18 protein-coding genes are annotated in these 21,984 nt (G+C 62.4%); 7 read left to right on the top strand and 11 right to left on the bottom strand.

Going from position 1 to position 21,984, the window contains the following annotated elements:
* Positions 1-63: 63 nt before the first annotated feature.
* Complete coding sequence (locus tag ACJ8HA_RS01830; protein ID WP_025303474.1) at positions 64-894, bottom strand: alpha/beta fold hydrolase; 831 nt, start codon at positions 892-894, stop codon at positions 64-66.
* 220 nt (positions 895-1,114) lie between these two features.
* On the opposite strand from ACJ8HA_RS01830, the gene ACJ8HA_RS01825 reads away from it, so the two are divergent.
* From ACJ8HA_RS01825 to ACJ8HA_RS01805, 5 genes are all read left to right on the top strand, one after another.
* Positions 1,115-2,518, top strand: a complete 1,404-nt coding sequence (locus tag ACJ8HA_RS01825; protein ID WP_239532896.1) for a coniferyl aldehyde dehydrogenase — start codon at positions 1,115-1,117, stop codon at positions 2,516-2,518.
* Positions 2,519-2,777: 259 nt separating this feature from the next.
* Positions 2,778-4,973, top strand: coding sequence for a catalase/peroxidase HPI (gene katG / locus ACJ8HA_RS01820; protein ID WP_141998491.1), 2,196 nt, complete (start codon positions 2,778-2,780; stop codon positions 4,971-4,973).
* 529 nt (positions 4,974-5,502) lie between these two features.
* Positions 5,503-6,402, top strand: coding sequence for a glyoxalase (locus tag ACJ8HA_RS01815; protein WP_421117542.1), 900 nt, complete (start codon positions 5,503-5,505; stop codon positions 6,400-6,402).
* A 41-nt stretch (positions 6,403-6,443) separates the two neighbouring features.
* Positions 6,444-7,733 carry an alginate export family protein gene (locus ACJ8HA_RS01810; RefSeq protein WP_089181108.1) on the top strand — a complete coding sequence of 430 codons (1,290 nt, stop codon included), beginning with the start codon at positions 6,444-6,446 and terminating at the stop codon, positions 7,731-7,733.
* A gap of 502 nt (positions 7,734-8,235) precedes the next feature.
* Positions 8,236-9,618, top strand: a complete 1,383-nt coding sequence (locus ACJ8HA_RS01805; protein WP_049209249.1) for a serralysin family metalloprotease — start codon at positions 8,236-8,238, stop codon at positions 9,616-9,618.
* Positions 9,619-9,725: 107 nt separating this feature from the next.
* Here ACJ8HA_RS01805 and ACJ8HA_RS01800 read toward each other — a convergent pair whose 3' ends face one another.
* The 6 genes from ACJ8HA_RS01800 to ACJ8HA_RS01775 all read right to left on the bottom strand — a co-directional run bounded on the left by ACJ8HA_RS01800 (position 9,726) and on the right by ACJ8HA_RS01775 (position 16,645).
* Positions 9,726-10,778 (bottom strand): NAD(P)H-dependent flavin oxidoreductase, encoded by a 1,053-nt coding sequence (locus ACJ8HA_RS01800; RefSeq protein WP_049209250.1) that lies wholly within the window; start codon positions 10,776-10,778, stop codon positions 9,726-9,728.
* A 96-nt stretch (positions 10,779-10,874) separates the two neighbouring features.
* Positions 10,875-12,485: an MFS transporter gene (locus tag ACJ8HA_RS01795; protein ID WP_049203315.1), complete on the bottom strand. Its 1,611-nt coding sequence runs from the start codon at positions 12,483-12,485 to the stop codon at positions 10,875-10,877.
* Positions 12,478-12,903 carry a DoxX family protein gene (locus ACJ8HA_RS01790; RefSeq protein WP_043143109.1) on the bottom strand — a complete coding sequence of 142 codons (426 nt, stop codon included), beginning with the start codon at positions 12,901-12,903 and terminating at the stop codon, positions 12,478-12,480. Before ACJ8HA_RS01790 ends, ACJ8HA_RS01795 begins: the two co-directional genes overlap by 8 nt.
* A gap of 9 nt (positions 12,904-12,912) precedes the next feature.
* A complete protein-coding gene (locus ACJ8HA_RS01785; RefSeq protein WP_043143107.1) occupies positions 12,913-13,743 on the bottom strand; it encodes an alpha/beta fold hydrolase in 831 nt (276 codons plus the stop codon).
* A 142-nt stretch (positions 13,744-13,885) separates the two neighbouring features.
* Positions 13,886-15,280 carry an MFS transporter gene (locus ACJ8HA_RS01780; protein ID WP_197813446.1) on the bottom strand — a complete coding sequence of 465 codons (1,395 nt, stop codon included), beginning with the start codon at positions 15,278-15,280 and terminating at the stop codon, positions 13,886-13,888.
* Positions 15,281-15,454: 174 nt separating this feature from the next.
* Positions 15,455-16,645 (bottom strand): sugar transporter, encoded by a 1,191-nt coding sequence (locus tag ACJ8HA_RS01775; protein ID WP_197813445.1) that lies wholly within the window; start codon positions 16,643-16,645, stop codon positions 15,455-15,457.
* 268 nt (positions 16,646-16,913) lie between these two features.
* Between ACJ8HA_RS01775 and ACJ8HA_RS01770 the strand changes: the two genes are divergently transcribed.
* Positions 16,914-17,600 (top strand): aspartyl/asparaginyl beta-hydroxylase domain-containing protein, encoded by a 687-nt coding sequence (locus tag ACJ8HA_RS01770; protein ID WP_197813444.1) that lies wholly within the window; start codon positions 16,914-16,916, stop codon positions 17,598-17,600.
* Positions 17,601-17,617: 17 nt separating this feature from the next.
* Here ACJ8HA_RS01770 and ACJ8HA_RS01765 read toward each other — a convergent pair whose 3' ends face one another.
* Complete coding sequence (locus ACJ8HA_RS01765) at positions 17,618-18,565, bottom strand: aromatic alcohol reductase (protein ID WP_197813443.1); 948 nt, start codon at positions 18,563-18,565, stop codon at positions 17,618-17,620.
* An 86-nt stretch (positions 18,566-18,651) separates the two neighbouring features.
* Between ACJ8HA_RS01765 and ACJ8HA_RS01760 the strand changes: the two genes are divergently transcribed.
* Positions 18,652-19,074, top strand: coding sequence for a winged helix-turn-helix transcriptional regulator (locus ACJ8HA_RS01760; RefSeq protein ID WP_049295988.1), 423 nt, complete (start codon positions 18,652-18,654; stop codon positions 19,072-19,074).
* Between the two features lie 30 nt (positions 19,075-19,104).
* On the opposite strand, the gene ACJ8HA_RS01755 is transcribed toward ACJ8HA_RS01760, so the two are convergent.
* The 3 genes from ACJ8HA_RS01755 to livM are packed head-to-tail and all read right to left on the bottom strand — an operon-like array spanning position 19,105 to position 21,976.
* Entirely contained in the window at positions 19,105-19,821 is a 717-nt protein-coding gene (locus ACJ8HA_RS01755; protein WP_197813442.1) for an ABC transporter ATP-binding protein, read from the bottom strand.
* A complete protein-coding gene (locus tag ACJ8HA_RS01750; protein ID WP_025303490.1) occupies positions 19,818-20,693 on the bottom strand; it encodes an ABC transporter ATP-binding protein in 876 nt (291 codons plus the stop codon). The genes ACJ8HA_RS01755 and ACJ8HA_RS01750 overlap by 4 nt, the downstream gene beginning before the upstream one ends.
* The gene (livM, locus tag ACJ8HA_RS01745) at positions 20,690-21,976 is read right to left on the bottom strand and encodes a high-affinity branched-chain amino acid ABC transporter permease LivM (RefSeq protein WP_025303491.1); all 1,287 of its coding nucleotides are present in this window, start codon (positions 21,974-21,976) and stop codon (positions 20,690-20,692) included. Before livM ends, ACJ8HA_RS01750 begins: the two co-directional genes overlap by 4 nt.
* Positions 21,977-21,984: the final 8 nt, after the last annotated feature.

Genomic DNA, 21,984 nt, shown 5'->3' with positions numbered 1-21,984 from the left:
GTTCCTCATCGTAATGAAAAAAGCTCCGCCCACTCAGGGCGGAGCAAAAGTGCTTGTTCGCGCTTAACTGTTCACGAACGCCAGCAGATCGGCGTTGACCTGATCGGCATGGGTGGTCGGGATGCCGTGCGGCGCGCCCTTATAGGTATGGAGCGTGCCGTTTTGCACCAGCTTGGCCGAGAGCACGCCGGAATCCTGATAAGGCACCACCTGGTCGTCATCGCCGTGGATCACCAGCACCGGAATGGCAATCTTCTTGAGATCTTCGGTGAAATCGGTCTGCGAGAAGGCGACGATGCCGTCATAGTGCGCCTTGGCGCCACCCATCATGCCCTGCCGCCACCAGTTCCAGATAATGGCCTCCGACGGTTTGGCACCCGGGCGGTTATAGCCATAGAACGGGCCGGCCGGCACGTCGTAATAGAACTGCGCCCGGTTGGCGGCCAGCTGCGCCTGGAAATCATCGAATACCGATTTTGGGGTGCCCTGCGGATTGGCGTCGGTTTTCACCATCAGCGGCGGCACCGCGCTGATCAGCACCGCTTTGGACACCTTGTCCTCGCCGTGGCGCACGATGTAGCGCACCACCTCGCCGCCGCCGGTCGAGTGGCCCACGTGCATGGCGCCCTGTACGCCGAGGTGTTTTACCACCGCGGCGACGTCATCGGCGTAATGATCCATGTCGTGCCCTTCCCACACCTGGCTGGAGCGGCCGTGGCCGCGGCGATCGTGCGCAACCACGCGGAACCCTTTGTTCACGAAGAACAGCATCTGGGCATCCCAGTCATCGCTGGACAGCGGCCAACCGTGGTGGAAGTAGATAACCTTGCCGTTTTTTGGGCCCCAATCCTTGTAGAAAATCTCGACGCCATCGCTGGTCGTTACATAACCCATGTCGTTTCTCCCATTTACACTATGGTTAAAAAAGAAGGTTTATACTGCGCACGGCACCGGGATCTCTGGCTCCCTCATCCCGGTTGGCCGACGATCTTGCGTTGATCGTTTAACGAGTATAGGTTTAAAGTTCACTTTAAGGTCAAACACAATTCGGCAAACCGCATTCCCGCTTTCACTCGGCATCAGGAGAATTCAAGTGCAGGGAGATGACATCCTCATGACGATGGAGCCGCGGCTTGCCGCCCAGCGCCACGCCTTCCTGCGCGACGGCGCGCCGACGATGCAACAGCGCAAGGCCGCCCTGCGCCGCTTGCGAAGCGCCATTCTGGCCCAGCGCGCCGCGCTGGCGGCGGCCGTCAGCGCGGACTTCGGCCACCGTTCGCCTTACGAAACCGACATTCTGGAGATTCTGGTTACCGTTCAGGCGATCGATTACCTGCTGCGCAACCTGAAACGCTTCATGAAGCCGGAGCGCCGCCACGTCGCCCTGCCGTATCAGGCCGCACGCGCCTATGTGCAATATCAGCCCAAGGGCGTGATTGGCATCATGGCGCCGTGGAACTATCCCTTCTCGTTGACCTTCATCCCGCTGGCCACCGCGCTGGCCGCCGGCAACCGCGTGATGCTGAAACCTTCGGAGCTCACGCCACATACCAGCCGCCTCATCGAAACGATGCTGGCGGCGCTGTTTCCTGTCGATGAGGTCGCCGTCGTGACCGGCGGGCCGGACGTCGGGGCCAAATTCAGCGAGCTGGCGTTCGACCATCTGGTGTTCACCGGCAGCACGGCGATCGGCCGTCAGGTCATGCAGGCGGCCGGCAAACATCTGGTGCCGTTAACGCTTGAACTGGGCGGCAAAAGCCCCGCCGTCATGGCGCGCGGCGCGGTTAACGCCAGAAACGTCAAGAGCGTGGCGTTCGGCAAGCTGTCAAACGCGGGCCAAACCTGTATCGCGCCCGATTACCTGCTGGTTCATCAGGACGATCTGGCAAGCTTCATGGCGCTCTATGACGCGGCGGTCAAAACCTTTTATCCCGACGGGCCAACCGGCGACGACTACGGCGCCATCATCAACGACAGGCACTACCACCGCTTGCACGATCTGCTCGCCGATGCCCAGGCGCGGGGCGCGCAAATCCTTCCGGTGGGCCATCGCCCGGACTCGGCGTCTGAACGGCCGAAAACCCTGGCCCCTACGCTTATCGTCGGCGCCCCCGATGACAGCGCGATCATGAAAGAAGAGATCTTCGGGCCGCTGCTGCCGGTGCGCACCTACACCGCCTTTGATGAAACGATCGACGTTATCAACGCCGGGCCGCGCCCGCTAGCGCTCTACTACTTCGGCCCGCCGGGCGAGGATCGGGACCGGCTGCTGGCGCGCACCGCCTCCGGCAACGTCAGCATCAACGCCACCCTGCTGCACTTCGCCCAGGACGACCTGCCGTTCGGCGGCATCGGCCCCAGCGGCATGGGGGCCTGTCACGGCATCGAAGGATTTCGGGCGCTGAGCCACGCCAAAGGCGTTTTCATCCAGAGCCGCTGGCGCTTTACCGACCTGCTGCGCGCGCCGTTCGGCAAGCTGGCGGACGCGGTACTCGCGTTCATGTTGCGGCGCCGATAACGCGGCGTGTTGACTATCAATAGCACACTCATAAATCGCCGCAAGCTATCACAATATTCACTCATTCCTATTTTATCTCTCCGCCACCGCTGACTAAGCTTAGCCATGAGTCGCCTTTTGCCCATTAGCGGCCGGGGCGATGCGAATCCATTGAGTTCAGTTATTTAGCGCAACACCCGACGCAAGCCTTACCCGCATGCCTTGTTAACCGCTCCACGCCCGGCGGCTGGAGCACCTTTATGGAAGCAGAGAGCGCATTATGACAACTGAAAGCAAATGCCCGTTTTCGGGCGGCAAGCAGCCCGCACCGCAGAACGGCCCCACCAATCAGGATTGGTGGCCTAATCAGCTCAGCCTGAAACCGCTGCACCAACATTCCCCCCTGTCCGATCCGATGGATAAAGACTTCAACTACGCCGATGCCTTCAACAGTCTCGATCTGGCGGCGGTCAAACAGGATCTGCACGCCCTGATGACCGACTCGCAGGAATGGTGGCCGGCAGACTTCGGCCACTACGGCGGCCTGTTCATCCGCATGGCCTGGCACAGCGCCGGCACCTACCGCATCGGCGACGGCCGCGGCGGCGCGGGCGAAGGCCAGCAGCGCTTCGCCCCGCTCAACAGCTGGCCGGACAACGTCAGCCTCGACAAGGCGCGTCGCCTGCTGTGGCCAATCAAACAGAAATACGGCCGCAACCTCTCCTGGGCAGACCTGATTATCTTGACCGGCAACGTGGCGCTGGAATCGATGGGCTTCAAAACCTTCGGCTATGCCGGCGGCCGCGCCGACACCTGGGAGCCGGACGACGTCTACTGGGGTTCTGAGAAGATCTGGCTGGAGCTGAGCGGCGGGCCAAACAGCCGTTACTCGGGCGACCGCGATCTGGAGGACCCGCTGGCGGCAGTGCAGATGGGCCTGATCTACGTCAACCCGGAAGGCCCGGACGGCAATCCCGATCCGGTGGCCGCCGCACGCGACATCCGTGAAACCTTCGCCCGCATGGCGATGAACGACGAAGAAACCGTGGCGCTGATCGCCGGCGGCCACACCTTCGGCAAGACCCACGGCGCCGGCCCGGCGTCTAACGTCGGCGCCGATCCGGAGGCCGCCGGGCTGGAGTCGCAGGGCCTCGGCTGGCACAGCACCTTCGGCACCGGCGTTGGCAAAGACGCCATCACCAGCGGCCTGGAAGTCACCTGGACCACCACCCCGACCCAGTGGAACCACGACTTCTTCCGCCACCTGTTCGAATACGAATGGGAGCTGAGCCAAAGCCCGGCCGGGGCGCATCAGTGGGTAGCGAAAGACATCGGTGAAACCATTCCCGACGCCTTCGATCCCAACAAGAAACGCCGCCCGACCATGCTGACCACCGACCTGTCGCTGCGCTTCGATCCGGCCTACGAGAAGATTTCGCGCCGTTTCTATGAGCATCCGGAAGAGTTGGCCGACGCCTTCGCCCGCGCCTGGTTCAAGCTGACCCACCGCGATATGGGGCCGCGCGCGCGCTACCTCGGCCCGGAAGTGCCGCAGGAAGAGCTGATTTGGCAGGATCCGATCCCAGCGGTCGATCATCCGCTGATCGACGAGCAGGACATCGCCGCGCTGAAAAACGCCGTGCTGGCTTCCGGCCTGCCGGTGTCCGCACTGGTCTCCACCGCCTGGGCTTCGGCTTCCAGCTTCCGCGGTTCCGACAAACGCGGCGGCGCCAACGGCGCGCGCATTCGCCTGGCGCCGCAAAAGGACTGGGCGGTCAACCAACCTGCGCAGCTCGCCGCGACGCTGGCCAAGCTGGAGAGCATCCAACGCGCCTTCAACGATGCCCAGACCGGCGGCAAGCGCGTCTCGCTGGCGGATCTGATCGTGCTGGCCGGCGCGGCGGGCGTGGAACAGGCGGCGAAGAACGCCGGTTTCGCCCTGACGGTGCCGTTCGCCCCGGGCCGCATGGACGCCTCGCAGGAACAGACCGACGTGGACTCCTTCGAGGCGATGGAGCCGCTCGCCGACGGATTCCGCAACTTCCTGAAGGGCAAATACCGCGTGCCGGCCGAAACGCTGCTGGTCGACAAGGCGCAGCTGCTGACCCTGACCGCGCCGGAAATGACGGTGCTGGTCGGCGGGCTGCGCGTGCTCGGCGCCAACGTTGGCGGCACGCAGCACGGCGTGTTCACCCAGCGGCCGCAGGCGCTGACCAACGACTTCTTCGTCAACCTGCTCGACATGGGCACCACCTGGCACCCGATCGGTGAAGACGGCCTGTTCGAAGGCCGCGATCGCCGCAGCGGCGCGGTCAAGTGGACCGGCACTCGCGTCGATCTGGTGTTCGGTTCGCACGCGCAGCTGCGCGCGCTGGCCGAAGTCTACGGCAGCGCCGACGCGCAGGAGAAGTTCGCCCACGACTTCGTCGCCGCCTGGAACAAAGTGATGAACCTCGATCGTTTCGATCTGGCGTAACGTCCCCCCAACGGCCTGCTTTGGCAGGCCGTTTTTTCCCCTGAGATCAGCACCACCTCCGCTCCACGTCAGCCCTGTCAGGCGCCGCGATATTCTCTTTCCCCGCTTATTCGTATTTACTCAACAAGTCATATAAAAATTTGATGGGCGGCAATTCTTTTAATGCTGTATTTATATTTAGACGGCAATGAAGACCGTAAACTCAGCTGGCTCATGCGATATATCCCATCTAGGAGAACACCATTATGGATTATCCTCGATTCACCTCAACACGCGGCGAAGCGGGCCTCATGACCACCGCCATTCCTTAGCGATAGCGGGCTGAGCCGGCAAAGGCGCCCCACCGTTCCACGCCCATAAAAAGAGATATTTTGCACCTGCGCGATATTCGTTTTAGGCGCCAGATCCTCGCCCTTATTTAATGTTTCACGACGCGCATTGCGTTTTTCGTTTTTATTTTTCAGCCGACGGGAAAGCTCATAGGAAATTACGCTTCACTCAGGACAATAACCGCTACCTGGAGGTCAACATGCAACATATTATCGGCATTTCTTCTCGTCGGCTGAGGATATCGGCCCTTGCGCTGCTGCTCCCGGCGATGTCATGGGCGGCCGATACGGCGTCTCTCGCCGTGGGGCCGCAATATGACACCACCCATGTCTACGTCGAACGCGGTAAGATGGATGCCTTTGTCGACAGCATCCTGAAAACCTTCGGCGGCACCAGCACCGAACGCGTGCTGGTCAACGTCACGCCCACGCCGAGCGAAACCTACTCCCAGCTGATACTGACGCCGGCCGGCAGCTTCTCGGTGTTCGATTTCAAAACGCCGATCCCGCACCCGTTCGGCACCGAGCGCAACGGTTTTCTGGTCAGGGATATGGACGCCGCCATCCGGCAGGCCAGGGCCGCCGGCGCCGATGTGCAGGTTGCGCCTTTCGACGATCCTATCGGCCGCGACGCGGTGATCCAGTGGCCCGGCGGCGTCAACATGCAGCTCTATTGGCACACCAAGGCGCCTGACTACAAGCCGCTGCTGAGCGTGCCGGAAAACCGCCTGTATCTCTCCGCCTACCGCGTCGACGATTTCCTGAAAAGCTACCAGGCGTTCTCACACGGCAAGGTCGTGAGCGACGAACAGGTCAGCGACACGGCGATCGGCCGTAACGGCAACGGCAAGATCCGCCAGATCGAACTGGACTCCCGCTTCGGCAAAACGCGCATTTTCGTCACCGACGGGCATCTGCCTTATCCGTTCGGCCATGAGCGCACCGGCTATGGCGTCGACGATCTGTCGGCCACGCTGGCCAAAGCGACGGCCAGCGGCGCGCAGGTGCTGTGGCATTCGACGGCGGCGGAACGCCGCGCCTCGGCGCTGGTGCGTTTCCCCGGCGGCTATATCGCCGAAATTCACCAGACGGCTAAATAAACCCAAGGCGCGCTGCGGCGCGCTTTTTTCTTCGGATATTCATGATGAAACGCACGCTACCCGCACTGTTGCTGTTCTCCACGCTCCCCGCGCTGGCGGCGGAGCCCGCCGCTTCCCCCTGGAAAAACATCCCGTTGGGCGATGCGGCCACGTTGTCTTTCGACGGTTCACTGCGCGAGCGCTATGAATGGACGGATCAGCGGGATCTGAACGGCGGACGCGACGACACTTTCATGCAGCGCTTGCTGGTTGGCGCGCGCCTCGACTACGGCGACTATTTCGGCGCCTATGTGCAGGTGGGATCGTCGCTGGCCACCCCGCGCGACCGCGGGCGCAAGCCGACTGACGAAGATCATGCCTACCTCGGCCAGGGCTATGTGGACTTAAAACTGCCCACCGCCTACGGCCTCGGCACCCTGCGGATCGGCCGCCAGGAGATTGCGCTGGGCTCGCTGCACCTGCTGGGCACCCGCGACGGCCCCAACGTGCGCCGTTCCTTCGATGCTATCCGCGCCAGCTGGGCCAAGGATAAAAACCGCCTCGACGCCTTTATCGGCCATCCCGTCACCCTCAAAACCGGCAGTTTCGACGACGATACTGACAACAGCCAAAAGGTCTGGGGGCTGTACGGCACCACGCCGCTGGCCGCGCTGGCCTCCTCGCTCGATCTCTACACCTTCGGCTTTGAGGATAACGACGTCCACTACGCGCAGCTCAGCGGGCAAGAGCGGCGCTATACCGTCGGCGCGCGCATTTTCGGCGCGGCACAGGGGTTCGACTGGGATAATGAAGCCGCCTGGCAGTTCGGCAGCGCAGAACAGCGTGACATCCGCGCCTGGTCGGCGTCGGCGCACGCCGGCTATACGGTCAACGACTGGCGCTGGCAACCGCGCTTCGGCGGCAAGATTGGCATCGCCAGCGGCGATAAAAACGGTCACGATGGGCAGCTCAACACCTTTAACGCCATGTACCCCAAGCTGCCCTACCTGACCGAGAACGGGCTGGTGGCGCCGGCTAACCTGATCGCCATCCATCCTTCGGTCACGATTATGCCGTGGCAAACCCTGGCCATCGACTTCAGCTGGGACGCGTTGTGGCGGCAACGCCGCGAGGATGCCTTCTACCTCGGGCCAATGCGCCCGGTGAAGGGCAGCGCGCAGGGCTCGCGCTTTATCGGCAACCAGTATCAGGTTGAAACGACCTGGACACCGCGCAGCGATCTTCAGTTCAAGGTGGCCTACGTCTACTTCGACGTCAGCAACAGCCTGCAGCAACATGCCGGGCTGAAAAACATGAACTTCGTGCTGGCGCAGGGCACCTACAGTTTTTAAGTATCAGGTAAGTTAATCGGTGTACGCGGACGCCCTTAATAATCCCGTACTCAATTAATGCCGAGCGCCGGCGAGTAGCCGCCCATATGCATTGCGGCAATGGCGGCTACTCGCCGCCATTCACAGATAAAAGCTAAATAAAAGCAAAAAGATAAATCAATCACGTAAACTCCGCTAGCCAATTACAGTGTAATATTAAATAAAAATTTAATTCCACCTGGTTATTTAAGCACGCCTTTTACGCATATCTTATGTAAAAGATTCATATAAGAATAACTCATTAATGAAATAATTGTGTTTATACTGCTTTAACTCAATCACAGTGCACAATTAATTCCTCACCGTGATTAATGATAAGGATATATTCCGCTTGAACGCAATATTCAAGCCAGACCAAGGAGGCAAACCAATGATATCACATTAATTACCCCTGATTTTCAAACCTGTGTACGAGCATATAGAGCGTTAGGTGCAATATTGTCAACGTCCAAAGGAGTTTGATATGTCATTAGCGACCGATAAGATTTCCGATTATTTAACCCGTTATGAAAGAGGCGATCATGCGGGGAGCAGTAAACCGTCATATACCACGCAAGAGGTTTCAGATCTGCTGCTGAGGAGCCATTATTCCGCCAATGGCAAAGGCGTGACCGACCATGCGGCTACCTTGACCTACTCTTTCCCCGTCTATACCGACAGCGACAAGACGGGCGCCGCGCAGCTTACCGCCGCCCAGCAAGCCCAAACCAAGCTTTCATTGCAATCCTGGTCGGATGTGGCCAACATCACGTTCACCGAGGTTAAAGGCAACGACGCGAAAAATGCAGATATCAAGTTTGGTTTTTATAAGGCGGCCAGCGGGGGCAATTACACCTCGTATGAAAGTACGCAGAGCAATCTCAAAAGCACCATTTGGATCAGCGGCAATAACGGCTACGACGCCTCCAATCCGCAAACCAATAACTACGCCAGGGATACGCTGACTCATGAAATAGGGCATGCGTTGGGGCTTTCTCATCCCGGCAATTATGATGCGTCAAATGCCACCTACCCCACCTACGCCAACTCGGCGAAGTATTATGAAGACGACCATCAATATTCTTTGATGAGCTATTTTAACGAACAATACACCAGCGCTGACTATAAAGGCGTTTGGCCATCAGGGCCGCAGCTGGATGATATTACCGCCATACAGAAGCTTTACGGCGCGAATACCACCACGCGCACCGGCGATACCACCTATGGTTTCAACTCGAATACGGACAGAGACTTTCTGAGCGTTAAGGCGTCCACGGACAAAATCGTGGCGGCTATCTGGGATGCCGGCGGCAATGACACGCTGGATTTTTCAGGCTACAGCCAGGATCAGCGCATCAACATTAACGAAGGCGCATTCTCTGATGTGGGCGGCTTGAAGGCAAATATCGCCATCGCCTACGGCGCGCAGATTGAAAATATCATCGGCGGCAGCGGCGCAGACATTTTAGTGGGCAACGCGCTGAGCAATACGCTAAAAGGCGGTGCAGGCAACGACATCATTTACGGTGCCGGCGGCGCCGATCAGCTCTGGGGCAATGCAGGCGCGGACACCTTCGTCTTCCGCGAAGCCGGCGACAGCCAAGCCGCCGCGCCGGATTGGATCCGCGATTTCCAGACGGCGGTGGATAAAATCGATCTGTCGTGGCTCAACCAGACGGCTAAGGCCGACGGGAGCGAGCTGCACTTCGTGGATAGTTTAAGCGGCTCGTTGTATGAAGCGGCACTGAATTATGACGCGCAGCAGAATGTCACCGATCTGGCCATCAATCTCTCCGGCAATCAATTACCTGATTTCCTTGTCAAAATCGTTGGGCATGTCGACGCTTCCGCCGATATTCTCGTCTAGCCAAGGCAAACCCGCAGTCCGGCCTTCACGCCGGACTGTTCATCTCTTCTCAGGCCTCACCCCGGCGTCTTTTTACATTGCCACAGCAATAAATCGCGCAGACGAGCTCACACCGCTTCCAGCTCCGCCGCCAGGGTGGCGACCAGCTCCGCCGCCGGCATCGGTCGCGCCAGGCCCACGCCCTGCCCGGCCCACAGCGACATAAACTCCCCGCGCCCGGCCTTGGCCGCCGCCTGGCGGATATCGCCGGTGAGCGCGTTCTGCACCGGATAAGGCAGGATCTGCGCCTCTTCCGCGCGCATCTGCCGCATGAAATCATTGACGATGCCGCGCGCCGGGCGGCCGCTGAAGGCGCGCGTCAGGCGCGTGCTGTCATCGCCGGCGTTGCGCAGCGCCGCCCGCCAGGCTTCGGCGATGCCCGACTCCGGGCTGCACAGGAACGCGGTGCCCAGCTGCGCCGCCTGCGCGCCCAGCAATTGCGCCGCTGCGATGCCGCGCCCGTTCATGATGCCGCCTGCGGCGATCGCCGGGATCTTCACCGCCGCCACCACCTGCGGCAGCAGGGCCATCAGGCCGACGCAGGATTGCTCAATGTCGCCGAGGAAGGTCGGGCGGTGGCCGCCCGCCTCCGCGCCCGAGACGCACACGAAGTCGGCGCCCGCCTCTTCCCAGGCGCGGGCTTCCGCCACCGTGGTGGCGGTGCCGATCACCCGCGAGCCGGCCTTCTTGAACTGCGTGACCGTGGCGCGCGGCAGCACGCCGAAGGTGAAGCTGACCACCGGCGGCGCCGCCTCCAACAGGGCCGCGATCTGGTCGCGGTTGTTTTCGGCGAATTGGATCGGCATGGGCGGCTCACTCAGCCCCAGCGCTTCGCGGAACGGCCGCAGCAGGTGCTGGGCGCGCTTGAGCTCGGCGAGATCCGGGTGCTGCTCATCGAGCAGAAACAGATTGATGTTGAACGGCGCGGCGGTCTGCGCGCGGATCTGCTGCACCCGTTCGAGGATCACCGCCGGTGAAAACAGCGCCGCCGCGCACGATCCCAGCGCCCCGGCGTTGCTCACCGCCACCGCCAACGCCGGCGGCGACGCGCCGTTCATCGGCCCCTGAACGATCGGATAGCGCAGCCCAAGCTCGCGGGCAAAAGCAGAAGGTGCCGTCATCAATGTGTCTCCCTGTGCTGACTACATTCGTCTTACGGCGGCCGCGCCGCCGAACCGACCAAAAGCATAGCACCTTCTCGCCGCCTGGCCGTGCAGTTAATGCTTCACCTGACGCCGGTCGAGCGACAGGAAGTGATGCACCACCGGTTTCTCAGGGCCAATGTGGAAGCGCAGCGCCTCCTGCTGCAGGTCGGCGTCGGCGTGCGACACCCGCTGGTGCTGCCGCAGGTGCTCCGCCCAGGACTCCACCAGGAACCACTCCATGATGCATTCCGGATCGCCGGTGTGCTCGGTGATGCCCCAGGCGTAAGCGCCATCGCGGCGGCGCGCCCGTTCCAGCATCAGCAGCGTGCGCAAGAACTGCGGCCGATCCTGTTCGCGGATGCGGTACTCCACCTGGATCATCACCGGGCCGCGATCGTTTTCAACCGGCGTGTTAACCAACGGCTCCGGCCAATGGTTCGACGGCTGCAGATCGGCCTCGCCGGTCGGCAGACGCAGGCGGTGGAACAGCAGCCCCGCCGCCAACAGGCCGACGCCGCCGACCAGCAGCGTAGCGGCCACGCCCAGCTCCTGCGCCACCAGCCCCCACAACAGGCTGCCCGCCGCCATCGCGCCGTTGAACACCATCAGGTAAATGGCCAGACCACGGCCACGCACCCAGTTGGGCAGCACGCCCTGCGCCGCGCCGTTAAGCGTGGTCAGCGCGATAATCCAGCCGGCGCCCAGCACCAGCAGCAGCACCACCGCCAGCCACTGCGGCGGCGCCAGCGACAGGGCCGCCATCACCACGGCGGTGAGCACCGCCGCCAGCAACACCAGCCCGTCGGCATTCAGCCGCTGGCGCAGACGCGGCAGCACAATAGCCCCAAGGATCGCCCCGGCGCCTACCGCCCCCAGCAGAACGCCGTAGAAACCGGCGCTGCCGCCCAGCATGCGGCGCGCCACCAGCGGCAACAGCGCCCAAACCGAGCTGGAGAAGGCGAAGAACACCGCCGCCCGCAGCAGCACCACGTGCAGCTCGCGGCTGGAGCGGGCATAACGCAGGCCGGCGCGGAAGGCACCGAAGAAATGCTCCGACAGCCCGCTGTCCTCGGCCTTCGGCCGCTTCCACCACAGCAGCGCCGCGATCACCAGCACATAGCTCATCACGTCCGCGCCGTAGGCCGCGCCGGCACCGAAGCTGGCCAACAGCAGACCGCCGGCCGCCGGGCCGATGGAACGGGCGATGTTGATGCCCAGCGAGTTCAGCGCCACGGCGTTTTTCAGCTCGGTGCGCGGTACCAGCTCCGGCACGATCGCCTGCCAGGTCGGCCCCATCAGCGCCGCGCCGATGCCGCCGACGAAGGTCAGCGCCAGCAGGTATTCCACCGTCAGCGCGCCGGTCTGCGACAGCAGCAACAGGCTGCCGCTGACGCAGGCCAGCAGAATTTGCACGAAGATCAGAAAGCGCCGCCGATCGAGGATGTCCGACAATACCCCGGCCGGGATCGCCAGCAGGAACACCGGCAGCGTAGCGGCGGTCTGCATCAGCGCCACCGCCGAAGGGTTGCTCGACAGGTCGGTGATCAGCCACGAGCTGGCGACGTCACGCATAAAGCTGCCGACGTTGCCGAGCACCGTGGCGCCCCACAGCACCGCAAATAATGGGATTTTCAGCGGCGCGAAGCCGCCCGCCGCCGCCTTGTTTTCCGTCTGTTCAGCCATCCGTTCGCTCCTTCAAATCGTTAAATGCCACCAGCAACAGCGCGCCGGCCAGCCCGAGGTGTTCAAAAAATCCGTTCATCATCTGGCCGCGCTCCGCCCCGTCGAACTGCCAGAACGGATTGGCCATCAACGTCGCCATCAGGGTAAAACCGGCCAGCGCCAACGCGCCGAGCCAGCGATAAAAGCCGCTCAGGATCAGCGCCGACGCCGCCAGTTCCAGCAGCGTCACCAGCACGGCGAACAGCGCCGCCGGCTGCAGGCCGAAGTGGGTCATTTCGGCGATGGCGCCCTCAACGTTCAACGCCTTGACCAATCCGCCCTGAATATAGGCGGTACAAATCGCGAGCAGCAGCAGCCAGCGCACCGCGGGCGCATGCAGCCGCTGTACGCAGCGGGCGGCGATAGCAGTCAGGTTCATCGCGCCCCCTTAAAACGGCGAATTCTGGATGAAGGCCAGCAGATCGGCGTTGAAGCGATCGGGATCGACCTGCGCCAAACCGTGAGAACCGCCGGCGTAAACATTCAGCTCCGCCTGTTGCATAAGCTTAGCGGCTTTCAGCGCCGAGGCACCGATCGGCACGATCTGATCGGCATCGCCGTGCACCAGCAGCGTCGGCTTGTCGATCGCCAGCAGATCGGCGGTATAATCCACTTCGGAGAACGCGCGCACACACTCGTACTGCCCTTTCACGCCGCCCTGCATGCTCATCAGCCAGAAGTGGTCGATCAGCCCCGCATTGCTCTCCACCTCGTCGCAGTGGAGGCCATAGAACGGCACCGCCAAATCTTTGAAGAACTGCGAGCGGTTGCCCGCCACGCCGCTGCGAATGCCGTCGAAGGCCGCCATCGGCGTACCCTCTGGGTTGACCGGCGTTTGCAGCATCAGCGGCGGTACGGCGCCGACCAGCACCACCTTCGCCACCCGATCGCTGCCGTGACGGCCGATGTAGCGCGCCACTTCGCCGCCGCCGGTGGAATGGCCGACCAGGATCAGATCGCGCAGATCCAGCGTTTCGATCAACAGGGCCAGATCGTCAGCGTATTGATTGATGTCGTTGCCGTGCCAGGTTTGATCGGAACGGCCGTGGCCGCGGCGATCGTGGGCGATCACGCGGAATCCGCTCTGGCCGAAAAACAGCAGCTGGTTGTCCCAGGCGTCAGCGGACAGCGGCCAACCGTGAGAAAACAAGATCGGCTGGCCGCGGCCCCAATCCTTATAGAAAATGCGTGCGCCATCGGGCGCGGTAAGGGTGCTCATGACGTGTTCCCCGCTCGGTATCGAATTGGATTTTGTACGGGTTAACAGTACGGCAGGCGTAAAAGCAGTGATAACGGAATAATTTTCGCATGATCGCGAGTTTTTTTGCTGAAGAAGCCGGCGTCGCCGCCGGCGCAAAACGTCAGATGTTTTCCAGATCGATACCGCGCGTTTTTGGGCCGAACAGCCCGATCACCAGCATCACGATCAGCATGCTGGCGACGATAAACGCGATCACCCCCAGCGAACCGCCGTACTGCAAGATAATGCCGATGATGATGCTGCTGAACACCGTCGACAGCCGGCTGAAGGAGTAGCAGAAGCCGACGGCGCGGGCGCGGATATGGGTCGGGAAAATCTCGGACTGGTAAGAGTGGTAGCTGTAGGTCAGCCAGGCGTTGGACCAGGTGATGAAGAAACCGCACAGGATCAGCCACAGCGGGTTGTTCTGCAGTGCGAACAGCGAGCCGAAGATCACCGTCACCAGGCAGGACAACACGATCTGCCACTTGTTCTCCATCTTGTCGGCGTAGAAGCTGCACAGCAGCGAGCCCAGCGGGTAAGCCAGCGTGATGAAGAAAGCGTACAGCAGGCTGTGGGTGACCGAAGCGCCCTTGCCCGACAGCAGCGCCGGTAGCCAGTTGCCGAAGCCGAAGAAACCGATGGCCTGAAAGAAGTTCATCACCACCAGCATCAGCGTGCGATCGCGATACTGCGGCGCCCAGATGTCGCGAAAGCGGCCGCGCAGCGGCGCCCCCTCGGCATCGTCCACCGGGCGCGACGGAAAATCCGTGGCCGCCACGCCGCAGCGCCGTTCCATGTCCCGCATCACCTGCCGGGCCTGCGCATAGCGCCGCTGCTGCACCAGCCAACGCGGCGACTCCGGCAGCCCCTTGCGCACCAGCCAGATCACCAGCGAAGCCAGCGCGCCGGCGATCACCACGTAGCGCCAGCCGCTCAGGCCCCAAATCGTCTGCGGCACCAGCCACCAGGACATCAGCGCCACCGCCGGCACCGACAGAAACTGCACGAAGAACGCGAAGGCGAAAGCCCGGGTACGCAGGTGCGCGGGGACCCATTCCGTCAGGTAAGTGTCGATGGTCACCAGCTCGATACCGAGCCCAACGCCCACCAAAAAACGCAGAAAGATCACCCATTCCGCCTGCTGTTGAAACGCCAGCAGCAGCGAGAAAGCGCCATACCAGATCAGGGCGAACATAAAGGTGGCACGCCGGCCGAAGCGATCGGCGTACGGGCTCAGCAGGCTGGCGCCGACGAACAGGCCGAGAAAGGTGGCGGAGGCAAAGGCCGCCTGATCCGATACGCCGAAGACACCCTGCGCGCCGGTGTGGAAAATGCCGTCGGCGATAAGGCCGGTGCTGATATAGCCGGTCTGGAACAGATCGTAAAGTTCGAAAAAACCGCCCAGCGACAGCAGAATGATAAAGCGCCACAGGCCGGCCGACGCGGGCAAGGCGTCGATTCTGGTCGCCAAATCCCGCGCATGGATCGGCGACGCCGCTACAGATTCACTCACCGTTAACCTCGCATTAACATTTTTGATGACTTTCTATGCTAGCGAAGCGGCGTCGGAGTTAAATTTTTAATTAGCAGACTATGAAAAAAAGTTAAGCATAAAACGCTGCAGCAGCCTGTTTTATAGCAGGAAAATGCAGCGCGGAATGCCGCAGCGGCATCCCGAATCGGTGGATTAACGACTGTGGTGCTGCTGCAGCCGTTCGCTGCGATAGACGCTCAGCAGGCACCAGCCGAGAGCGATCAGCGCCAGCGGCGCGGCGACGAAGCCGATGTTGCCCATGCCCAGATGCAGGCTCACCTGGTTGCCCAGCAGCGCGCCGCTGCCGATGCCGAAGTTGTACAGGCCAGAGAAGATCGCCATCGCCACGTCGGTGGCGTCCGGCGCCAGGCTCAGCACTTTGGCCTGCATCGACAGGCCGATGGCCATGATCGCCATGCCCCAGAAGATGCACAGCACCGTCAGGTGGCTTTCGCTGCCGGCGGCCGGCAACAGCAGCAGCAGGCTCAAGGCCAACAGCACGATGGCGCCGATAAAGAAGCCGGAAGGAAACTGCTCGCTGTAGCGGCTGAACAGCAGGCTGCCGACGATGCCGGCGGCGCCGAACAGCAGCAGCATCAGCGTGGTGAAGTTCTCCGACAGCCCGGCCACGGTCTGGATAAACGGCTCGATGTAGCTGTAGGCGGTGAAGTGCGCCGTCACCACGATGATAGTCAGCATGTACAGCGCCACCAGCGCCGGGCGTTTGAACAGCAGCGGCACGCTGGCCAGCGAGCCGGAATGCTCGCTTTTCAGTACCGGCAGCAGGCGCCACAGCAGCACCAGCGCCAGGGTGGCGCACACCGCGATGCCGATAAAGGTCATGCGCCAACCGAGCAACTGCCCCACCACCCGCCCGAGCGGCAGGCCGAGCACCATCGCCAGCGCGGTGCCCCCCGCCAGCAGGCTCAGCGCCTGGGCTTTCTTGCCCGGCGGCGCCACGCGGATCGCCAGCGAGGCGGTGATCGACCAGAACACCGAGTGCGCCAGCGCCACGCCGGCGCGCGAGATAACCAGCGTGGTGAAGTCCCAGGCCACGGCGGTCAGCACGTGGCTGGCGATAAACAGCATGAACACGCCGATCAGCAGCTTGCGGCGCTCGATTTTGCTGGTCAGCAGCATGCACGCCAACGAGGCGGCGGCGACGATCCAGGCATAAATGGTAATGATCAGGCCGACCTGTTCGGTTTGCATCGAGAAGCTGGCGGCGATATCGCTCAGCAGGCCGACCGGGATAAATTCGGTGGTGTTGAAGATAAAGGCCGAGACGGCGAGGATAACCACGCGCAACCAGGCGGTTGAGCGCGAAACGGGAGCGTGTTCCATGGTAAACAAAATCCGGACAGGTGCGGGCAAGTAGCGATATTTTAACCAACCGGCCCGCTAAATGCGATACGCGTCACACTTTAATTGTGTGGTTTTTTTCGCCGCATTTCGACACATTCGCAGACACACGGTTGCACAAATGCTGTGCTAATCTCTTGAAGCGTACCAATTTTTCCTGCCGCTCTTCCCCTCCGGCCGCCACACAGGACGCGCCGCGCCGAAGAACCGCGCGCAGTGTCCCTTTGGCGTTTTCTGAGGCGAGGTCATTATGTCTGCGATTTATGATTGGTCCGTGCTCGCATTGCGCAATGTTTACGATCGCCGCATTCAGGGCAAACCAGTGCTCGACAGCGCCGCGCTGTTCCCCGACGCCGAACGTTTCACCGCTCAATGGCGGCAGATCCGCGAAGAGGCGCTGACCGTCGCCCACGATCTGCACAATATTCCCCGTTTTCACGAGATCATGATCCAGCAGGAATCGATCTCCGCCAACGACGCGCGCGACTGGCGCATGTTCATCATGAAGGCCTACGGCCAGCCGATTGACCGCAACCTGGCGCGTTGCCCGACGCTGGCGGCGCTGATCGCTTCGTCGCCGGACGTACTGTCCGCCTCGCTCTCCTTCCTCGCGCCCAGCAAGCAGGTGCCGCCCCACCGCGGGCCGTTTCGCGGCATTCTGCGCGGCTATCTGGTGCTGGACATGCCCAAACGCGCCGACGGCGTACCCGCGGCGGTGCTGAAAGTGGACGGCCGCGAATACCGGCTGCACGAAGGGGAGTTCATGCTGTGGGACGATACCTTCGAACACGAGGTGTGGAACGACAGCCCGCAGGTGCGCACCGTGCTGCTGCTGGACATCCGCCGCCGCGACATGCCCGGCGGGCTGCGGCTGCTCTCCAGCGCCATCATCGCCCTGGTGCGGCTGAACGTGCGCTGGATGCAGCGCCAGTTCTGATTCCGGCGCTCAGGCGACTAACCGTCCTGAGAGATCGGCCATTGCTGCGCCAGCCACTGCTCGGCGGTGGTGGTGGCTATGCCCTGGCGCGCATTGAAGGTTTTCGCCTTATCCCAGGCCACGCCGTCGGGGCGGGCGAAAGCCAGCCGGTATTTGGCGCCGACGTCGCGCGGATGGTTCCGCACCTCCTCCTGCAGCCGCTCTTTGTCCAACAAGACTCTGTTGACCTCAACGCCCCAGTGCGCCTGCATGACATCGGCAAGCTCGCGGTAGGTCAGCGTGTCCCCGGCGATATAGACTACCTGGTTGCGAAACGCGGGCCGATGGAAAAAAATCGCGGCCGTCAGCCGGCCAATGTCCGCGGGAGTGGTCAGCGTCACCGCGTAGCGCCAGTCGCCCAGCGCGCGCACCGTTTTGGTTGCCGCGTCCACCACGCCAAAGCCCGAGTCAAACAGGTAGCTGGTGAAAATGCCCGTGGAAACAATCACCCACTCCGTCGTCTTCTGCGCACGCAACAGGTGACGCACCTCGAGCTGTTCATCCCACACCTGTTGCCCGCTGCCTTTGCCGACAACATCGTAGTCCACGCCGAACTGCCACGGGAAGTAGCGCGCCACGCCCGCTTGCAAGACGGCCTGGGTGATCTTTATCTGCGTGCCCGCCCCGCCGACAAAGCCGCTGCAGTTGATCACCGCGTCGAAGGAACGGAATAGCGCACTCAGCGCCTCCACGCCGTTTTGCTGCAGATCGCCTTCCACCACGGCGATACCGAGCCGCGCCAGCGCATCCCGCCGCGCACGATGCGGGCCGCTCACGGCGCGGGCGGCCTCCGGCCGGAGCAGTACGCTGATTTTTAAAGCATGGTGTAACCGAGCCTGCCGGCTCATCGCTCGCAGTACCGGCAGCCCCAGTTCGCCGGCGCCGAGTATGAGCACGGTATTGATGGATGGATTTGTGGATTTCATGCTTGCCTCCTGTCTTGACACTGCGTCATCCTGACAGCTGACAAAAACGGGTTCAATTAGGTACACGCGTGATACCGGAGAGGAATATGACGAACGATCGGGAAGCGCTGCTGCAATTTTCACAGGCGTTCTGTGAAGCATTGAGCAACGACGATGAAGGGTTAAAGCGTGAGATCCTCGCGCATGCGGGCAACCGTTGGTCGCTGGGGGTATTGCATCTCCTGGGTACCCACGGGCCGCTGCGCCACGGCGAGATAGGCCGCCAATTAGCGGGCGTGACGCAGAGAATGCTGACGCGGACGCTGCGCCATCTCGAGCGGGACGGGTTGATATCGCGCTGCGATTATCAGGAAAAACTGCCCCGCGTGGTTTACACCATCACCGACGCGGGGGAAGAGATGCTGCTCAACATGCTGCCGCTCTGGTCGTGGATTATCGCCTCCGCCGGCTCCTTCAGAGCGGCCCGCTCGCGCTACGATGATCAAGAACGAAGCGCCATCGAGGGATGAACGCGGGCATCCCTGCCCGTGGGGCGGCGCTCAGCCGCCGCCCAGATAGGCCTTTCTCACCTCCGGATCGTTCAACAGCTCCTGGCCGCTGCCGGTGAGGCGGATCTGGCCGTTGACCATCACATAACCGCGATCGGACAACTTCAGCGCGTGGTTGGCGTTCTGCTCCACCAGAAACAGCGTCATGCCGCTGCGGGTCAGCTCGCGCAGCACGCCGAAGATCTGCCGCACCACGATCGGCGCCAGCCCCAGGCTCGGCTCGTCCAACAGCAGTAGCTTCGGCCGGCTCATCAGCGCGCGGGCGATCGCCAACATCTGCTGCTCACCGCCGGACATGGTCATCGCCCGCTGGTTGCGCCGCTCTTTCAGGCGCGGAAACAGCTCGAACATGCGCGGCAAATCCTCCTCCAGGTAGCGATTGCCGACGGTGATGGTGCCCATCAGCAGGTTCTCCTCTACGCTCATGTCCGGAAAGATGCGCCGCCCTTCCGGCGCCTGCGCGATGCCGCTGCTGGCAACAAAGTGCGTGGAGCGGCGGCTGATGTCCTCGCCGCCAAACAGGATCTGCCCGCCGGCGATGCGCGGCTGGCCGAAGATCGACATCAACAGCGTGGATTTGCCCGCGCCGTTGGCGCCGATCAGCGCCACCGTCTCCCCGGCGTTAACCTGCAGCGACACCTTGCGCAGCGCCTGGATCGGCCCGTAAAACACGTCCACTTCGCGAAATTCCAGCATCGCCTCTCTCATCCCGCCAGCTCCTCTTCGTCCGCGCCCAGGTAGGCGGCGATCACCGCCTCGTTGTGCTGGATCTCCTGCGGCGTGCCGCGGGCGATCACGTCGCCGTGATCGAGCACGATCACCCGATCGGAGATCTCCATCACCATGCCCATATCATGCTCGATCAGCAGCACCGTGATGCCGTGATGCTGGCGCAGGAAGCGGATAATGCGGCTCAGCGTGGCCGTCTCCACCGGGTTCAGCCCGGCGGCAGGCTCGTCGAGGCAGATCATCTCCGGCGCGGTGCACATGGCGCGCGCGATCTCCAGCCGCCGCTGCTGGCCGTAGGACATCTCCCCCGCCAGCCGGTTGGCGCAGTCCACCAGATCTACCACCTCCAGCCAGTAGAAGGCGTGATCGAGCGCGGCGCTTTCCGCCCGGCGGTAGCCCGGCGTATTCAGCACCCCGGCGATCAGGTTGCGGTTGCTCTGCATGTGCTGCGCCACCAGCAGGTTCTCCACCACCGACATTTCGCGGAACAGGCGGATATTCTGGAAGGTACGCGCCAGCCCGGCGCGGTTGACCAGGTGGGTGCCGCCGAACATCTTGTAATAGAGGCGCGAACCGAGCCGCTTCGGGCGTATCCAATCACCGGCGCGAAACTTCTGCCCCAGCACCTGGATCACATCGGTTGGCCGCTTGTGGGTATTGAGCAGGATCGCGCCGCCGGTGGCGCGGTAAAAACCGGTCAGGCAGTTGAACACCGTGGTCTTGCCGGCGCCGTTGGGGCCGATCAGGGCGGTGATGGAGCCGCGCTCCACCTCCAGATTGACGTCGTTCAGCGCCTTGATGCCGCCAAAGCGCATCATCAGGTGTTCCACCCGCAAAATGGCGTCGCTCATGGCGCCACCCCCTTGCGTTCCGCAAAGCTGGCGCGGCTGATGCGCACCAGCCCGCGCGGCCGCCAGATCATCATCGCCACCATCAGCACGCCGAACAACAGCACCCGGTATTCGGCAAAGCTGCGCAGCAGCTCCGGCGCCACCGTCAGCACGAAGGCCGCCAGCACCACGCCAAGGGTAGACCCCATGCCGCCCAATACCACGATCGCCAGGATCAGCGCCGACTCGAAGAAGGTGAACGAGGTCGGGTTGACAAAGCCCTGATAGGTGGCGAAAAACACCCCCGCCAGCCCGGCGGTGGAGGCGCCCAGCATAAACGCCGACAGCTTCACCAGCACGTGGTTCAGCCCGAGAGAGCGGCAGGCGATCTCATCTTCGCGCAGCGCCTCCCAGGCGCGGCCGATCGGCATGCGCGTCAGCCGGTGCTTGATGAACAGCACCAGCAGCACCACCAAAAACAGCACCGCGTAGATGAAAATGAACTTGAGATTCGGGTTGTAATCGATGCCGAGAAACTCGTGGATCGGCACGCCGCCGTCTTTGGCGCGCCGGCCGAATTCCAGGCCGAACACCGTCGGCGCCGGCACCGAAATGCCGTTCGGCCCGCCGGTGAGCGACATCCAGTTGTTCAGCACCAGCCGGATGATCTCGCCGAACCCGAGCGTAACAATCGCCAGGTAGTCGCCGTGCATGCGCAGCACCGGGAAACCCAGCAGCGCGCCCGCCAACGCCGCCATCAGCGCCCCCAGCGGCAGCATCGCCCAAAACCCCAGCCCGAGATACTGGTAGCCCAACGCCAGCCCGTAGGCGCCGATGGCGTAAAACGCCACGTACCCCAGATCGAGCAGCCCCGCCAATCCGACCACGATATTCAGCCCCAGCCCGAGCAGCACGTAGATCAGGCCGAGGATCGCCACCGTCAGCAGGTATTTGGTGGCGACGAACGGGAACAGCAGCGCGATCGCCGCCATCAGCGGCAGGAACCAGCGCAGGTTGGATTTATCGCCCAGCGGCCGTACGTAGACGCCGTCGTTGCCGCCGTCGAAGCGCGCCAGCACTCTGCGCCCCGGCGCGGTTTGCAGGAACAGGCTCAGCAGCAGCCGCCCGACCATCACCGCGACGATAATCCACACCAGCCGGTGCGGTTCGAAGTTGAAGCTGTAGCCGTTCAGCACGATGCCGACGATCGGCCCGAACACGATCAGGGCGATCAGCCCGGCCAAGACGGCGTCCAGCAGGCTGCGTTTAACGTCCAGCCCGCCGTTGATCACGGATTGCGACATGGCGTTCT

It is taken from the genome of Serratia sp. CY33802, from assembly GCF_052169095.1.
GTDB classification, from domain to species: Bacteria; Pseudomonadota; Gammaproteobacteria; order Enterobacterales; family Enterobacteriaceae; genus Serratia; species Serratia bockelmannii.
This window is presented reverse-complemented; position numbering and strand designations above follow the sequence as displayed.

What these genes read in the sequence shown, in the direction of transcription:
- ACJ8HA_RS01810 (WP_089181108.1), top strand. Translation starts at nt 6,444, where the DNA reads ATGATGAAACGCACGCTACCCGCACTGTTGCTGTTCTCCACGCTCCCC.
- ACJ8HA_RS01830 (WP_025303474.1), bottom strand. Translation starts at nt 894, where the DNA reads ATGGGTTATGTAACGACCAGCGATGGCGTCGAGATTTTCTACAAGGAT.
- ACJ8HA_RS01790 (WP_043143109.1), bottom strand. Translation starts at nt 12,903, where the DNA reads ATGAACCTGACTGCTATCGCCGCCCGCTGCGTACAGCGGCTGCATGCG.
- ACJ8HA_RS01825 (WP_239532896.1), top strand. Translation starts at nt 1,115, where the DNA reads ATGACGATGGAGCCGCGGCTTGCCGCCCAGCGCCACGCCTTCCTGCGC.
- ACJ8HA_RS01815 (WP_421117542.1), top strand. Translation starts at nt 5,503, where the DNA reads ATGCAACATATTATCGGCATTTCTTCTCGTCGGCTGAGGATATCGGCC.
- ACJ8HA_RS01795 (WP_049203315.1), bottom strand. Translation starts at nt 12,485, where the DNA reads ATGGCTGAACAGACGGAAAACAAGGCGGCGGCGGGCGGCTTCGCGCCG.
- ACJ8HA_RS01785 (WP_043143107.1), bottom strand. Translation starts at nt 13,743, where the DNA reads ATGAGCACCCTTACCGCGCCCGATGGCGCACGCATTTTCTATAAGGAT.
- katG (WP_141998491.1), top strand. Translation starts at nt 2,778, where the DNA reads ATGACAACTGAAAGCAAATGCCCGTTTTCGGGCGGCAAGCAGCCCGCA.
- ACJ8HA_RS01765 (WP_197813443.1), bottom strand. Translation starts at nt 18,565, where the DNA reads ATGAAATCCACAAATCCATCCATCAATACCGTGCTCATACTCGGCGCC.
- ACJ8HA_RS01800 (WP_049209250.1), bottom strand. Translation starts at nt 10,778, where the DNA reads ATGACGGCACCTTCTGCTTTTGCCCGCGAGCTTGGGCTGCGCTATCCG.
- ACJ8HA_RS01760 (WP_049295988.1), top strand. Translation starts at nt 18,652, where the DNA reads ATGACGAACGATCGGGAAGCGCTGCTGCAATTTTCACAGGCGTTCTGT.
- ACJ8HA_RS01750 (WP_025303490.1), bottom strand. Translation starts at nt 20,693, where the DNA reads ATGAGCGACGCCATTTTGCGGGTGGAACACCTGATGATGCGCTTTGGC.
- ACJ8HA_RS01755 (WP_197813442.1), bottom strand. Translation starts at nt 19,821, where the DNA reads ATGAGAGAGGCGATGCTGGAATTTCGCGAAGTGGACGTGTTTTACGGG.
- ACJ8HA_RS01775 (WP_197813445.1), bottom strand. Translation starts at nt 16,645, where the DNA reads ATGGAACACGCTCCCGTTTCGCGCTCAACCGCCTGGTTGCGCGTGGTT.
- livM (WP_025303491.1), bottom strand. Translation starts at nt 21,976, where the DNA reads ATGTCGCAATCCGTGATCAACGGCGGGCTGGACGTTAAACGCAGCCTG.
- ACJ8HA_RS01805 (WP_049209249.1), top strand. Translation starts at nt 8,236, where the DNA reads ATGTCATTAGCGACCGATAAGATTTCCGATTATTTAACCCGTTATGAA.
- ACJ8HA_RS01770 (WP_197813444.1), top strand. Translation starts at nt 16,914, where the DNA reads ATGTCTGCGATTTATGATTGGTCCGTGCTCGCATTGCGCAATGTTTAC.